General features: G+C 60.5%; 15 protein-coding genes. All 15 read left to right on the top strand.

Annotated features, from left to right (window positions below):
* Positions 1-7 precede the first annotated feature (7 nt).
* On the top strand, positions 8-2548 hold the full coding sequence (locus tag FHP24_RS24690) for a glycyl radical protein (RefSeq protein ID WP_139678895.1): 2541 nt from the start codon (positions 8-10) through the stop codon (positions 2546-2548).
* A gap of 122 nt (positions 2549-2670) precedes the next feature.
* Positions 2671-3810, top strand: a complete 1140-nt coding sequence (locus tag FHP24_RS24685; RefSeq protein WP_139678894.1) for a 1-propanol dehydrogenase PduQ — start codon at positions 2671-2673, stop codon at positions 3808-3810.
* Between the two features lie 90 nt (positions 3811-3900).
* On the top strand, positions 3901-4185 hold the full coding sequence (gene pduA / locus FHP24_RS24680) for a propanediol utilization microcompartment protein PduA (RefSeq protein ID WP_139678893.1): 285 nt from the start codon (positions 3901-3903) through the stop codon (positions 4183-4185).
* A 29-nt stretch (positions 4186-4214) separates the two neighbouring features.
* Positions 4215-5036, top strand: a complete 822-nt coding sequence (pduB, locus tag FHP24_RS24675) for a propanediol utilization microcompartment protein PduB (RefSeq protein ID WP_139678892.1) — start codon at positions 4215-4217, stop codon at positions 5034-5036.
* A gap of 18 nt (positions 5037-5054) precedes the next feature.
* The gene (locus FHP24_RS29455) at positions 5055-5609 is read left to right on the top strand and encodes a BMC domain-containing protein (RefSeq protein ID WP_139678891.1); all 555 of its coding nucleotides are present in this window, start codon (positions 5055-5057) and stop codon (positions 5607-5609) included.
* 125 nt (positions 5610-5734) lie between these two features.
* Complete coding sequence (locus FHP24_RS24665) at positions 5735-6421, top strand: phosphate propanoyltransferase (protein WP_139678890.1); 687 nt, start codon at positions 5735-5737, stop codon at positions 6419-6421.
* Between the two features lie 13 nt (positions 6422-6434).
* On the top strand, positions 6435-7274 hold the full coding sequence (gene eutJ, locus FHP24_RS24660; protein ID WP_139678889.1) for an ethanolamine utilization protein EutJ: 840 nt from the start codon (positions 6435-6437) through the stop codon (positions 7272-7274).
* Positions 7271-8032, top strand: a complete 762-nt coding sequence (locus tag FHP24_RS24655) for a hypothetical protein (RefSeq protein ID WP_139678888.1) — start codon at positions 7271-7273, stop codon at positions 8030-8032. Before eutJ ends, FHP24_RS24655 begins: the two co-directional genes overlap by 4 nt.
* 10 nt (positions 8033-8042) lie before the next feature.
* Positions 8043-8336, top strand: coding sequence for a EutN/CcmL family microcompartment protein (locus FHP24_RS24650; RefSeq protein WP_139678887.1), 294 nt, complete (start codon positions 8043-8045; stop codon positions 8334-8336).
* The gene (locus FHP24_RS24645) at positions 8320-8886 is read left to right on the top strand and encodes a GlcG/HbpS family heme-binding protein (protein WP_180356114.1); all 567 of its coding nucleotides are present in this window, start codon (positions 8320-8322) and stop codon (positions 8884-8886) included. The genes FHP24_RS24650 and FHP24_RS24645 overlap by 17 nt, the downstream gene beginning before the upstream one ends.
* The gene (locus FHP24_RS24640; protein WP_139678886.1) at positions 8883-10535 is read left to right on the top strand and encodes an aldehyde dehydrogenase family protein; all 1653 of its coding nucleotides are present in this window, start codon (positions 8883-8885) and stop codon (positions 10533-10535) included. Before FHP24_RS24645 ends, FHP24_RS24640 begins: the two co-directional genes overlap by 4 nt.
* Positions 10536-10581: 46 nt before the next feature.
* Complete coding sequence (locus FHP24_RS24635) at positions 10582-10884, top strand: BMC domain-containing protein (protein ID WP_139678885.1); 303 nt, start codon at positions 10582-10584, stop codon at positions 10882-10884.
* 50 nt (positions 10885-10934) lie between these two features.
* Positions 10935-11852, top strand: coding sequence for a glycyl-radical enzyme activating protein (locus tag FHP24_RS24630; RefSeq protein WP_139678884.1), 918 nt, complete (start codon positions 10935-10937; stop codon positions 11850-11852).
* A gap of 12 nt (positions 11853-11864) precedes the next feature.
* On the top strand, positions 11865-13058 hold the full coding sequence (gene metK / locus FHP24_RS24625; RefSeq protein WP_449224057.1) for a methionine adenosyltransferase: 1194 nt from the start codon (positions 11865-11867) through the stop codon (positions 13056-13058).
* Entirely contained in the window at positions 13007-14392 is a 1386-nt protein-coding gene (locus tag FHP24_RS24620; RefSeq protein ID WP_246091917.1) for a sensor histidine kinase, read from the top strand. The genes metK and FHP24_RS24620 overlap by 52 nt, the downstream gene beginning before the upstream one ends.
* Position 14393 lies beyond the last annotated feature (1 nt).

Below are 14393 nucleotides of genomic sequence, written 5' to 3'. Positions count from 1 at the left end.
GGACGTAATGATTGAGAAGGGCTTTTCCAAACCGACCGACCGCATATTGCGGTTGAAGAAACAGATCATCGACGCGCGCCCGCATGTCGAGTCCGAGCGCGCCGTGCTGGCGACCCAGGCCTATAAGGAAACCGAAGGCCTGTCGCCGATCCTTCGCCGTGCCAAGGTGGTCGAGAAGATCTTCAACGAGCTGCCGGTGACCATTCGCGAAGACGAACTGGTCGTCGGTGCCATCACCAAGAACCCGCGCTCGACCGAAATTTGCCCGGAATTCTCTTTCGACTGGGTCGAGAAGGAATTCGAGACAATGGCAACGCGCGTTGCCGATCCCTTCGAAATTTCGAAGCAGACGGCCGACGAGCTGCGCGAGGCCTTCAAATACTGGCCGGGACGCACAACCAGTGATCTCGCCTCATCCTACATGTCGCAGAAGGCCAAGGACTGCATCGCGAATGGTGTCTTCACGGTCGGCAACTATTTCTATGGCGGCGTCGGGCATGTCTGCGTCGATTACGGCAAGATCCTCAATATCGGCTTCAGCGGTGTGATCGCAGAAGCGGTCCGGCATCTCGAAGCGCTCGACCAGATGGATCCTTCCTATATCAAGAAGCAGCAGTTCTATAACGCTGTCATCATCTCCTATAAGGCCGCCATCGACTTTGCCCATCGTTATGCGGCAAAGGCTCAGGAACTGGCCAGCCGCGAAAGCAACCCGACGCGCAGGGCCGAACTGGAGCAGATCGCCAAGAATTGCCGCCTCGTGCCTGAATATCCGGCTTCCAACTTCTGGGAAGCCTGCCAGACGATGTGGTTCATCCAGTGCATGCTGCAGATCGAATCCTCGGGCCACTCGATCTCGCCCGGCCGTTTCGACCAGTACATGTATCCCTTCCTGAAGGCCGACACGTCGATCAGCCGTGAGTTCGCCCAGGAACTGATTGACTGCATCTGGATCAAGCTCAACGACGTCAACAAGACCCGCGACGAAGTCTCGGCCCAGGCCTTTGCCGGTTATGCCGTGTTCCAGAATCTCTGCGTCGGTGGCCAGACGCCGGAAGGCCGCGATGCGACCAATGACGTCTCTTACATGTGCATGGAAGCAACGGTGCATTGCCGTCTGCCGGCACCGTCCTTCTCCATCCGTGTCTGGCAGGGAACGCCGGACGAGTTCCTCTACCGTGCAGCCGAAGTCATCCGACTCGGTCTGGGCGTTCCGGCCGTCTATAACGACGAAGTCATCATTCCGTCGCTGCAAAACCGCGGTGTCTCGCTGGCCGATGCCCGCGACTACGGCATTGTCGGCTGCGTCGAGCCGCAGGCGATCCACAAGACCGAAGGCTGGCACGATGCTGCATTCTTCAATGTCGCCAAGGTTCTCGAAATCACGCTGAACGACGGCAAGGTCGGCAGCACGCAGCTTGGCCCGGTCACCGGTGATCCGAAGCGGTGGACGTCGATCGAAGACTTCTACGACGCCTTCAACAAGCAGATGGCTTTCTTCGTCAAATATCTGGCCGAAGCAGACAACTGCGTCGACATCGCTCATGGCGAACGCGCGCCGCTGCCGTTCCTGTCACCGATGGTCGAAGACTGCATGGGACGTGGCAAGTCGCTGCAGGAAGGCGGAGCGCTCTACAATTTCACCGGTCCGCAGGCCTTCGGCGTCGCCGACACGGGTGACTCCGTCTACGCCATGAAGAAATTCGTCTTCGACGAAAAGAAGCTCTCCATGGCCGAACTGAAGGAAGCGCTCGACGCCAATTTTGGGCTTGCCATCGGCCAGAAGGCCAATGCGGTCGGCGGCGGCGAACTGACGGAAGGCCAGATCTACGAGGCCGTCCGCAAGGTGCTCTCGTCCAACAAATCGATGGATGTGACGGCCCTCAAGGAAGAGGTCTATCGCACGCTTTCGACCGATACGATCACGGCTCCGGCCGGTTCGTCGAAATATGACGGCATCCGCCGCCTTCTCGACTCGGCCGAAAGTTTTGGCAACGACATCGACGACGTCGATCTGATCGCTCGCAAATGCGCCCAGATCTATTGCCTCGAAGTCGAGAAATACAAGAATCCGCGTGGCGGCCAGTTCCAGGCCGGTATCTATCCTGTCTCGGCCAACGTGCTGTTCGGCAAGGATGTCGGTGCATTGCCTGACGGTCGTCCGGCCAAGGCTCCGCTTGCAGACGGTGTCTCACCACGCCAGGGCAAGGACCATCTGGGACCGACGGCTGCGGCAAACTCGGTGGCCAAGCTCGACCACTTCATCGCCTCGAACGGTACCCTGTACAATCAGAAGTTCCTGCCCTCGGCGCTTGCCGGCGACAACGGGTTGCGCAACTTCGCCTCGCTAGTCCGCTCCTACTTCGACCAAAAGGGCATGCACGTACAGTTCAACGTGATCGACCGCGAAACCCTGCTTGCTGCCCAGAAGGATCCTGAAGCACATCGCGATCTCGTGGTTCGCGTGGCCGGGTACTCTGCCCAGTTCGTCGTGCTCGCCAAGGAAGTGCAGGACGACATCATCAGCCGTACAGAACAGCATTTCTGACACGGCAATCCCGGCCCCGCGATTTGCGGGGTCCGTACAGGAAAAAGCACGGGCGGAGTTGAAGCCCGCCCGTGTTCTCCAAGCCAGACAAACCGCGAAACTCGAACTGCCACAGGTGACAAATGCCTTCCTACAAGAGCTTCTCCCCCCGAACCGAGATCGTGTTTGGCGAAGGGTTGCTTGATCGGCTGCATGCCTATCGCGGGCAGCGGGTCGGGATCGTTACCGATGCGTTCATGGCAAAGTCCGGTCCGCTCGATCGGGTGCTTGGTTATCTCGATGGCTGCGAGGTCAAGGTTTTCGACGAAGCCATTCCCGAACCGCCGATTGCGACGGTCACCAAGGGGGCAGGTATCTTTGCCGAATTCCGTCCGCAGGTGCTTCTGGCACTCGGTGGCGGGTCGCCGATCGATGCGGCCAAGGCCATCCTGTCGGTCGTCCGGGCAACGGATACGGCGCAAACCATAAAATTCGTCGCCATTCCGACGACCAGCGGTACGGGGTCGGAAGTGACCTCGTTCGCCATCATCTCAGACCCTGCAAACGGACTGAAGTTTCCGCTGATCGCAAAGGAGATGGTGCCGGATGTGGCGATCCTCGATCCTGAATTCGTCCGCACGGCACCGCCGAAGGTAACTGCGGACACGGGCATGGATGTCATCACTCATGCACTTGAGGCCGTGGTGGCGCAGGGCGCGTCACATTTCACCGACGCCTTTGCCGAGAAATCGCTCGAACTCGCTTTCGCCCACCTGCCGCGCGCTTATTACGACGGCAACGATATGGAGGCACGCGATGCGATGCACCAGTCTTCCTGCCTCGCCGGTCTTGCCTTCAGCGAAGCGGGGCTCGGGGTGAGCCATGGTCTCGCCCATGCCATCGGCGGGCGGATGCATCTTGTTCACGGCCGTATCAATGCAGTGCTTCTGCCGCATGTCATAGCCTGGAACGCGGGGCTTGAGGACGATGCACCGGGTTGCTGGGAAACTGCCGGTCGTTATGCGCGCATTGCCAGCCGCATAGGGCTCGATGTGCCGAGCGTGCGGGCCGGCGTCATCGCGCTGATCCGAGCGATCCAGGCGCTGAATATGCGGTTCTCTATCCCGTCCACGCTTCGTGGCTTCGGCATGGATGCCGAGGAATATCGTCGGGCAATGCCCGATATGGCAGCGGCCGCGCTTGCGGACGCCTGCACTGCAGGAAACCCACGCAAGCCTACGCTCGCGGAGCTCTCAATGCTCCTCGGCCGGGCCGGGGGCTAGGCCGGGAGGGAGGGGGCCGACGATAGTCCAACCCGCGATAAACGGTCATCACATCAACGTCTGAACACCGAAACGCTAAGGAGTTAAGTCATGCAACAGGAAGCTCTCGGAATGGTCGAAACCAAAGGTCTGGTGGCCGCCATCGAAGCCGCCGATGCCATGGTCAAGTCGGCAAACGTCGCCCTGGTTGGTTACGAAAAGATCGGCTCGGGCCTAGTCACCGTCATGGTCCGTGGAGACGTCGGTGCGGTGAAGGCCGCTACCGATGCCGGCGCCGTCGCTGCCGAAAAGGTCGGCACGGTTGTGTCCGTCCATGTGATCCCACGTCCTCACATGGAAGTCGAAAAGGTTCTGCCGGAACACAAGGTAGCCTGAACCCCTGAACGCAAGAAGGAGGATCGACAATGCAGGATGCTCTTGTCGAAAAACTCATGGACGAGGTGATCCGGAAGATGGGTGGGAGCGAAAGCTTCCCGGCCCCGGTCGCCGCCTCTCCCGCTGAGAAGCCTGTCCGCACCGCGGCACCGAAGGCCTGTAATCTCACCGAATTCGTCGGCACTGCCATCGGACATACCGTCGGTCTGGTGATCGCCAACGTGGACCCGCTGCTGCACGAGCAGATGAAGATCGACAAGAAGTACCGGTCGATCGGCATCGTCGGCGCACGCACCGGTGCAGGTCCGCATATCTTTGCCGCAGACGAAGCGGTGAAGGCTACAAACAGTGAAGTGCTGCTGATCGAACTGCCGCGCGACACGGAAGGCGGCGGTGGCCACGGCAGCTTGATCGTCTTCGGTGCAGAGGACGTTTCCGACGCCCGCCGTGCCGTTGAAGTGACGCTGTCCGAGCTCGACCGCACTTTCGGTGATGTCTATGGCACGCCAGCCGGTCATCTGGAATTCCAGTATACCGCCCGGGCCAGCTACGCGCTGAACAAAGCTTTCGGCGCGCCGATCGGCCAGGCTTTCGGCATTACGGTCGGCTCTCCCGCCGCGATCGGCGTGCTGCTGGCGGATACTGCTGCAAAGGCCGCAACGGTTACCCCGGTCGGTTTTGCCTCGCCGGGCAATGGCGGCACGAGCTACTCGAACGAAGCGATCTTCATGTTCAGTGGCGATTCCGGTGCCGTTCGTCAGGCCATCCGTGCTGCTCGCGATGTCGGCAAGCAGGTGCTCGGGACGCTTGACCCCGCCACGGTGGCCTCCTCGACCAAGCCGTATATCTGACCCTGAAAGGAGACTGTCATGTCGCAGGAAAGCCTTGGATTGATCGAGACCATCGGACTGACTGCTGCAATCGCAGCCGCCGATGCGGGGGTGAAATCCGCCAATGTCATTCTGGTCGGTTACGAACTCGCCAATGGTGACGGCATGACGGTTATCAAGTTCCGCGGTGATGTGGGGGCCGTCACGGCTGCGGTTTCCGCAGCCGCGGCAGAAGCGGGACGCGTCGGGCGGGTCGTTTCAACCCGTGTCATCGCGCGCCCTGCCAACGACCTGGCAAAGATCGTGGACAGCAGGGAGACGGTTGGTGTGGAGCAACCTGCCGCAGCAGTTGCTGCGGCAGAAATTCCGCTGCCTGTCGAGGATGAACCGGTGAGTGAGCCATTAGCCGCGCCGGAAGTTACGGTGACAAAAGCTGCCGAAATACCGGTTGAGGAGGTTGATGCCGCAGAACCGGAACTCTCCACGATTGAGGAAACTGCCCTTGAACCAGAGGCTGAGGTGGTGGCCGAGGCGACATCTACACCTGCAAACCAGTCGCAATCGCGGGCAGATCGGCGCCATCGCAGGCGGTAACCGGCACCGGACAAAGAAGACCATTGAGGACGACAGCGAACGCCGGCGGCAGAAACCGCCGGGTGGATTGTTGCGCCCATGACAGGCCCGGTCGTCACGCCGGGTGAGACGAACAGGACACCACAATGCAAATAGACAGACCCATGATCGAACGCGTGATCGCCGAGCTTCTGGCACAGAGCCTGTCTGCCTCGGCGGAACAGGTAAAACCGGTCGCCAAATGCGCTCAGGATACCGATCCGTGGCTCGTGCCGATCGGCGTGTCGAACCGCCACATCCATCTTTCCCGACCTGACATGGACGCGCTTTTCGGTCCCGGTTCAGAACTGACGCGGATGAAGGCGATGAAACAGCCCGGCCAATATGCGGCCGAGGAAACGGTGACGATCCGCGGGCCAAAGGGACAGATCGGCAAGGTGCGGGTGCTCGGACCGCTGCGCAAGGAAACGCAGATCGAGGTTTCGGTTGCCGACGGTTTCACCCTCGGTATCAAGCCACCGCTGCGCATGTCTGGAAAACTCGAAGAGTCGCCTGGGATCGAGGTGATTGGTCCTTATGGGACCATCAAGAAAGAGCGCGGCGTGATCGTGGCTTTGCGCCACATCCACATGCTGCCGGCTGAAGCAGCAAAGCTCGGGTTGAAGAACGGCGACGAGGTTGACGTCGAAATCGGGGGCGTGCGCGGGGGCATCATGCACAATGTCACGATCCGCGCTGCCGAAGCCTCGGTCATGGAAATGCATATCGATGTCGAGGAGGCCAATGCTTTCGGCCTGAAGAACGACGCGATGGTGCGGATCCGCAAAGTCTGATCGGAGAAAAGTCATGTCGACCATCGACAGCAAGCTCAAGGCTTTCGGGGAACTCGTCCGGCAGGGCACGATCGTGCCGCAGCCGGAATGGGCGCCCGGTCGGCTGAAGGTCGGCGTCGATCTCGGCACGGCAAACCTAGTGCTTTCGGTGGTCGATGCGCAGAACAACCCGGTTGCCGGCACGTCCTGGCGCTCGACGGTCGTGCGCGACGGTATCGTCGTCGACTATATCGGTGCGGTTCATGCGGTCCGCCGGATGAAGGACGAGCTTGAGGAAAGGCTGGGCCAGCCGCTCATGCGCGCTGCAACCGCCATCCCTCCCGGCGTCCATCCGAGCAATGCGAAGGCGATCGGCCATGTGGTCGAGGCGGCTGATTTTGAGCTGGCTGAAATTATCGACGAACCAACGGCCGCCGCACGCCTGCTGGGCGTGAAAAACGGTGCCGTGGTCGATGTCGGCGGCGGCACGACGGGTATCTCCGTTCTCAAGGACGGCGAGGTGGTTGCCACGTTCGACGAGCCGACCGGTGGCACGCATATGACGCTGGTTCTGGCCGGTGCCAGAAAGATTTCGTTCGAGGATGCAGAAGCCGAAAAGCTCAATCATGCGCTCGAACGGGATGTGTTTTCGATCATCCGGCCGGTGGCCGACAAGATGGGACGCATCGTCTCTGACTTCCTCGCTGATTATCCTCAAGTCGATACGATCCATGTCGTCGGCGGCGCCTGCTCGTTCAAGGATTTCGCCGCCGTTCTCGTCAGCCATACCGGCCGCCGGGTCATCAAGCCCGTCGAGCCATTGCTGGTGACGCCGCTCGGCATCGCGATGTATGACGATGGAGGTCAGGCATGAGCATTGATGCCGTTCTCGATCGGATCCTGCTTGATCTTCTTTCCGATCGTATCATCGAGCGGATGCGCCGCAGGGTGCAGGCAAAGGCGCGTTCGGCGCTGGTGCTGTTTGCCAGAACGGATCTTGGTCTCGAACCCGCATTCGGCCAGTTACAGCAGCTTCATGCAGCGGGCTGGTCTTTCGAGACGGTCACTGCGCCCGAGGCGAGGCCATTCCTTACGGATCGGCTTGCAGGGTTGGAAGCTGCCGAAATCGAAGGCGAGCCCGGCGAACTGGTCGGCCGCCACCCCGTCATTCTGGTTCCGGCGCTGAGCATATCGCTTGCCGCCAAGGTCGCGCTGGGCATTGCCGACGATCCGCTTTCGGGGATTCTTCAGGGAGCGCTCGAAAGAGGGGCGCGTATCGTCGCTGCCCGCGACGGCGTTTGCCCTAATGGGCGGGATCGGGGCGCCCGCGAGCTGCTGCCAAACCCTGCCTATCAGGCGGTGATGAGCGGATATCTGCAGACGCTTGCAGACTATGGGATCGAACTGAGCTGGGCGGCGAAGCTTGCCGCGACGGTCGGCGGTAGCCAGCCCGTGCCATCGCCATCATTGGCGATGCCGAAGATTGCCGCCGCCCGGACCGAGGGTGTGTTCGGCCTGCGCGAGGCGCGCAGCCTGGAAGGCTGGGAACTGCATCTGGGTCATGCCGTGATCGTCACGCCTGCCGCAGCCGAGGAACTGCGGGCGCGTGACATCACGCTCGTGAGGGAGTGAGGACCAAGTCATGTATCTTGCCAAAGTCATCGGACGGGTGGTCGCCACCACCAAGGACATGAGCCTCTCGGGCTCGAAGCTTCTGATCATTACCCGGCTCAACGAGCGGCTGGAGCCGCAGGACCGGACGGAGATCGCCGTTGATACGGTCGGAGCCGGCAATGGTGAAACGGTTATCGTGACATCCGGCAGCGCCAGCCGTCTCGCCGGAACACTGCAGAAATCCGTGGTGGATGCCAGCATTGTCGGCATCGTCGATACGGTCGAAACCGACGGGGGAGTGCGCGATGTTCGCCACCCGTGATTTTGCCGCCCACGACATGCAGCGGATCGAAATGGCACTTGCTGCCGAACTGGCCGGTCGAGCTGTCGGCAGCGCGTTTGCTGCAACTGGCCTCTCTCTTGCCGATGCCTGCGCGGTTGCGGAGCGTGCGGAAAACCGTGCGCGGCAGATGGCGGTGCCGGTCTGTATCTGCATTGCCGATGCCGAGGGACGGCCGGTGCTGTTCCACCGGATGGAGGGCAGTCTGCCCGCAAGTACCAAGCTTGCCGTCGCCAAGGCCTGGACGGCTGCCGCTTACCGGATGGGGACAGATGAACTCGGGCAGCTGGCCCAGCCGGGCGGCATGCTGTTCGGTGTCGGTCATACCGGAAGCGGGGCCGGTAACGGCTCGGGCGAAGGACAGGTTGTGCTTTTCGGCGGGGGCATTCCCTGCCGCGCCGGAGGCGCCGTGATCGGCGCCATCGGCATCAGTGGCGGTACGGTCGCTGAAGACATGAAGATCGCTCGCCATGCGATTGATGGATTTTCCGCAAGAAGGGGAACGGTCCCCAAGGAAGGAACAGGATTATGAACGACCACGATATCAGCGCTGCAGTCAGTCGCGTGCTTGCCGGATTCAACGGCGCAATTGCACCCGCCCCGGCTCCCGTTCCTGCCCCTCCTCCGATAAAAAGTTCTGCACCCTCGGTCGAGGATACCGTGGCGCGCATCATTGCGGAAATGGGAGGCGTAAAGCCGGTCGTGGATGCGACTGCGCCCTTCGCCCAAGGCTGCATCGTGACGGACGGGATGGTGACCAAGGCAGCGGGCGAGGTGAACTGCTCCTGCTGCGAACGCAGCGACTGCGCGCTTTCTTCCGCACCGGTCTCGCTCGATATCTCAGATGAAGATGCCATTACGCTTGGCGAAGGTGTCTTCGCGACCATGGATGAAGCCGTGGAAGCCGCAGCTGAAGCGCAGAGGCAATATCTTTTCTGCTCCATGGCGGCGCGTAAAAGCTTTGTCGACGGCATTCGCGAGGTCTTTCTCGATCAGGCGGTGCTGGAGCGGATTTCCACCATGACCGTCCAACAGACCGGTATGGGCAATGCTGCCGACAAGATTATCAAGAACCGGCTTGCCGCGTCCAAGACCCCCGGAATCGAGGACTTGAAGACAGAAGCCGAAAGCGGCGATGGTGGTCTGACGCTGGTCGAATATTCCGCCTATGGCGTGATCGGTTCGATCACCCCGACCACCAATCCGACGGAAACGATCATCTGCAATTCGATCGGCATGCTGGCCGCCGGCAATGCCGTCGTGTTCAGCCCCCATCCGCGTGCAAAAATCGTGTCGCTACTGTCGATCAAGATGATCAACCGCAAGCTTGCAGCACTCGGCGCGCCGGCAAACCTGGTCGTCACCGTTCAGGCTCCCTCGATCGACAATACCAATGCGATGATGGCACATCCGAAAGTGCGCATGCTGGTGGCAACCGGGGGGCCGGCTATCGTCAAGACGGTGATGTCGACCGGCAAGAAGGCGATCGGCGCCGGTGCCGGCAATCCGCCGGTGGTCGTCGACGAAACCGCGGATATCGAAAAGGCCGCAAAAGACATCGTCAGCGGCTGCAGTTTCGACAACAACCTGCCCTGCATCGCCGAAAAGGAGGTCATCGCCGTCAGCCAGATTGCCGACTTTCTGATTTCGCAGATGCAGAAGAACGGCGCCTATCTGGTCAAGGACCCGGCCGTCGTCAAAAAGCTTGAGGAACTGGTACTGACCGCCAAGGGCGGTCCGCAGACCAATTGCGTCGGCAAGAGTGCGGTCTACCTGCTCGACAAGGTCGGGATTTCGGTCGGCCCCGAGATCCGTGTCGTCCTTATCGAGCTGCCGAAGGAACATCCGTTCGTGCAGGAAGAGCTGATGATGCCGATCCTGCCGCTGGTCCGCGCAACTGACGTGGACGAGGCGATCGACCTTGCCGTCGAACTGGAACACGGCAATCGCCATACCGCGATGATCCATTCCACCGACGTGCGCAAGATCACCAAGATGGCGAAGCTGATCCAGACGACGATCTTCGTCAAGAACGGGCCGTCCTATGCCGGTATCGGCGTCGGCGGCGAGGGTTACACGACATTCACCATCGCCGGGCCGACCGGCGAGGGGCTGACCTCGCCCAAGTCTTTCGCCCGCCGGCGCAAGTGCGTGATGGTGGAGGCATTGAACGTCCGCTGAGGCAAGGACGTCGCCTGAAACGAAGGCTGAAGAGAGGAGACCCGCCATGACGACCCGTATCATCAACGCTCCGCATCCCGACGTGCTGCAGATGCTTCAGCGGCGCATGCCGCCGCATGGCAGGGCCTGGGTCCAGGCCAACCGCGTCGATTCCGTCGGGCTGATGCAGATCCCGGTGGCGGATCTTTTCTACTTCTCGGATCTCGCGCTCAAGGCTGCCGGGGTGTTCACCGTGGAGCTTTACGGAACCTGCCCCCAACACGTCACGTCGCTCGCGGTCATGGGCGAAACATCGTCTGTGCGCATGGCGATGGATGCGATCGCGGCGGCGCAACAGACCGGATTCTGAACCGCGCCGGAGGAGGCGCCGGAACCGGGCATAAAAGACAGGATAGTGAAATGAACGCGATCGATTATGACAAGGAAGGCACCGTCTTCGACATCCAGCGCTATTCCATCCATGACGGGCCGGGTGTGCGCACGATCGTCTTTCTCAAGGGCTGCCCGCTGCGTTGCCGCTGGTGCTCCAATCCGGAATCGCAAAACCCCGAGCCGGAACTGTTTTATCGCCGCTCGGCCTGCATTAGATGCGGCCAGTGCATTCCCGTCTGTCCGACAAAGGCACTCGATCCGGGCAATGCCGGGTTCGTCGATCGCAGCAAATGCATCAAGTGCGGCACTTGCACGACGGTCTGCCCGACCCAGGCGCTGAAGCGGACGGGCAAGACGATGAGCATTGCCGAGGTGATGCAGGAATTGCGCAAGGATGCGCATCATTACCGTCGTTCCGGCGGCGGGATAACGCTGTCCGGCGGTGAACCGCTGTTCCAGCACCAGTTCGCCAAACATCTGCTGATGGCCTGCCACGAGCAGGGCTGGAATACGGCGATGGAGACGACCGGTTGCACCACGCGCGAGATCGTCCGTGACGTCATCCCCTACGTCGATCATGTGTTGATGGACCTGAAGGTGATCGATCCGGCGGTGCACCAGGCCAATACCGGCATCGACAATCGCGTCATTCTCGAAAACGCGCTCTGCATATCGTCGCTCACGCACACGGTCGTGCGCATTCCGGTCGTGCCAGGGGTGAACAACAGCGTCGAGGCGGTGAGCGCGATCGGCAATTTCGCCAAGCTCATGCCGGGCGTCGATACGGTGCATTTGCTGCCGTATCACACTTATGGCGAGAATAAATACGAGCTGCTTGGCCGGCCGTATCCGATGGCGGACGCTCCCAACCTTACGCCCGAAGACATGACGCCATTGAAGGCGGCAATCGAAGGTCTCGGTCTCCACTGCATGATTGGCGGCTGAGTGAAAAAGACAATGACCCGGGATCGTATCTCGGGCTTAGGCAAGGAGGCGATGATGGTCGCGCGCTACACAACAGCAGAATCGGTGACCGAAGGTCATCCCGACAAGGTCTGCGACCAGATTTCGGATGCCGTTCTCGATGCGCATCTTGCGCAGGATCCGATGGCACGCGTCGCGGCCGAGGTGATGGTTTCCGGCAATATGGTACATGTCGCAGGCGAGGTGACGTCGAGAGCCAGGATCGATGTGTCAGCTATCGTTCGCGAGGTGACCCGTCGCATCGGTTACACGGACCCTGACCTCGGCTTCGATGCCGATAGTTGCTTCATTCTTGTCGATCTGCACGAACAATCGCCCGATATCGCGCAGGGCGTTGTGCAGGAAAAGAATTTCGGTGCCGGTGACCAGGGCACTTTCTACGGTTACGCAACCGATGAGACAGAAAGCCTGATGCCGGTCTCGATCGACTTCGCCCACAGGCTGACCCGGAGATTGGCGGAGGTGCGCAAAAACGGCCTTCTGCCATGGCTTCGTCCGGACGGAAAGGCGCAGGTGACCTTTGCTCACGATGCACAAGGACGGCCGGAGAAACTGATCAGCGTCGTGGTTTCTACTCAGCATTCGGCGGATATCGAACGCGAACAGCTGCTGCGCGGCGTGCTGGAAGAGGTGATCGTGCCGGTAATGGGGCGATGGCTGACGCGCGATACGCGTGTCCTCATCAATCCCACCGGGCGTTTCGTGAAGGGAGGACCTGCGGCGGATACCGGGCTTACAGGCCGCAAGATCATCGTCGATACCTATGGCGGCATCGGCCGGCACGGCGGAGGCGCCTTTTCCGGCAAGGATGCCACCAAGGTGGACAGGAGCGGCGCCTATATGGCGCGGTATATCGCCAAGAACATCGTTGCCGCCGGGCTTGCGAAAAACTGCGAAATTTCTCTGGCGTTTGCGATAGGTCAGACGGAACCGGAAATGGTGGCCGTATCATCCGCGGAGAAATTGGCGGTCGATTCCGGTTTGCTTGAGGAGGCGGTACGCGAGCTTTTTCCGCTCAGCGTATCCGGAATGATCGATGTGCTCGGACTTAGGCGTCCGATCTTCGAGAAAACCGCGTCCTATGGCCATTTTGGCCGAAATGCGGAGGGGTGGTCATGGGAGCAGACCGACCGAGCGGACAGCCTGAGGAGGCGGTGCCGGAGGTAAAACCGGAAGTTATGCAGTTGCCGGAAGTCTTTTCAGGCATGGTCGATCGACCCGCCGGCAGTTCGCTTACAACGAAGACTGCGCGGCGCAAGAGATTGCTGGAACTGATGAGCACCGAAATGCTCCAGAAGGTTCAGGACAATTTCAGCGCGGCGGTGGGTGTCGCCATGGTGATCGTCGATCCCGAAGGGGTGCCGGTGACAAAGCCGTCCGGCTTCTCGGACTTCTGCCGTGCGGTTCGCGCCCGCGCCGATTGGCGGGAAAGATGTTTCCACTGCGATGCGGTGGGTGGCCGTACTGCGCTTTCCACCGGCTCCCCATCCATTTATCGATGTCATTGCAGCCTTGTCGATTTCGCGGCCCCGATCATCGTGCGCGGCGAATATCTTGGTGCGGTAATCTGTGGCCAGGTCAAGCTCACGTCCGATGAAGAAGCGACAGGTCTGATCGATCTCTCCAACATCTTTCCCATCGAAGGGTCGTGGCGGGAACATCAGCCGCTGCTGGACGAACATCATCGGATCAATGAGGTTTCCTATGAGAAGCTGCGGTCGGCGGCCTATTCACTGTTCTATATCGCGTCGCATATCGTCGAGGAGAGTTATTCCCGCGGCGTAGCGCAGGAGCTTTACGCCAAGAACCTGCGGCTGGCGGAGGAATCGAAACGGCGGGCCGAACTCGAAAGGCTGCTTCGCGAGGCGGAACTGCAGGCGCTTTCCTATCAGGTCAATCCGCATTTCCTGTTCAATGTGCTCAATACGATCGGCAGGCTTGCACTGGTCGAAAACGCGCAGGAGACCGAAAATACGGTGCATGCCTTCGCCGACATGATGCGTTACGTGCTCAAGAAGAGCGGCTCTCAATTCGTGCCATTGCGGATGGAGGTGGAGCATGTCCGCAATTACCTTCACCTTCTGAGGCTTCGGGTCGGTGACCGGTTCGAGTTTTCGCTCGACGTGCCGGACGAGTTTCTCGACGTGCTCTGTCCCGTCATGGTGCTGCAGCCGATCGTCGAGAACTGCATCAATTACGCGATAGAACCACGCGAGAGCGGTGGGCTGATCGAAATTTCGGCCTATCGCGACGGGGTCGAGCTGATCATCGATATCGTCGACAATGGCGACGGCATATCGCCGGAACGCAAACAGGCGGTTCTGCGCGGTGAGGCGGATCGCGGCGGGCGCAAAAGTATCGGCATCTACAATATCGATAGCCGGCTTCGTTATTATTTCGGTACGGATCACGGACTGGAGATTCTCAGTCCTTTTCGCCAGGGGCGCGGAACGCTGGTGCGCATGCGTTTCCCCCTGGAATTCGAGCCCTTCGACTTCTGAA

Source organism: Aliirhizobium smilacinae (genome assembly GCF_006335145.1).
In the GTDB taxonomy this organism is placed as follows: domain Bacteria; phylum Pseudomonadota; class Alphaproteobacteria; order Rhizobiales; family Rhizobiaceae; genus Neorhizobium; species Neorhizobium smilacinae.
Note: the sequence above shows the minus strand (reverse complement) of the source record. Positions and strands in the feature narration are given on the sequence as shown.

Bases quoted from the DNA above. Each gene is read 5' to 3' on its own strand.
- FHP24_RS24640 (WP_139678886.1), top strand. From the start codon at position 8,883: ATGAACGACCACGATATCAGCGCTGCAGTCAGTCGCGTGCTTGCCGGA.
- pduB (WP_139678892.1), top strand. From the start codon at position 4,215: ATGCAGGATGCTCTTGTCGAAAAACTCATGGACGAGGTGATCCGGAAG.
- FHP24_RS24685 (WP_139678894.1), top strand. From the start codon at position 2,671: ATGCCTTCCTACAAGAGCTTCTCCCCCCGAACCGAGATCGTGTTTGGC.
- FHP24_RS24620 (WP_246091917.1), top strand. From the start codon at position 13,007: ATGGGAGCAGACCGACCGAGCGGACAGCCTGAGGAGGCGGTGCCGGAG.
- FHP24_RS24630 (WP_139678884.1), top strand. From the start codon at position 10,935: ATGAACGCGATCGATTATGACAAGGAAGGCACCGTCTTCGACATCCAG.
- eutJ (WP_139678889.1), top strand. From the start codon at position 6,435: ATGTCGACCATCGACAGCAAGCTCAAGGCTTTCGGGGAACTCGTCCGG.
- pduA (WP_139678893.1), top strand. From the start codon at position 3,901: ATGCAACAGGAAGCTCTCGGAATGGTCGAAACCAAAGGTCTGGTGGCC.
- FHP24_RS24655 (WP_139678888.1), top strand. From the start codon at position 7,271: ATGAGCATTGATGCCGTTCTCGATCGGATCCTGCTTGATCTTCTTTCC.
- FHP24_RS29455 (WP_139678891.1), top strand. From the start codon at position 5,055: ATGTCGCAGGAAAGCCTTGGATTGATCGAGACCATCGGACTGACTGCT.
- FHP24_RS24650 (WP_139678887.1), top strand. From the start codon at position 8,043: ATGTATCTTGCCAAAGTCATCGGACGGGTGGTCGCCACCACCAAGGAC.
- FHP24_RS24635 (WP_139678885.1), top strand. From the start codon at position 10,582: ATGACGACCCGTATCATCAACGCTCCGCATCCCGACGTGCTGCAGATG.
- FHP24_RS24690 (WP_139678895.1), top strand. From the start codon at position 8: ATGATTGAGAAGGGCTTTTCCAAACCGACCGACCGCATATTGCGGTTG.
- metK (WP_449224057.1), top strand. From the start codon at position 11,865: ATGACCCGGGATCGTATCTCGGGCTTAGGCAAGGAGGCGATGATGGTC.
- FHP24_RS24665 (WP_139678890.1), top strand. From the start codon at position 5,735: ATGCAAATAGACAGACCCATGATCGAACGCGTGATCGCCGAGCTTCTG.
- FHP24_RS24645 (WP_180356114.1), top strand. From the start codon at position 8,320: ATGTTCGCCACCCGTGATTTTGCCGCCCACGACATGCAGCGGATCGAA.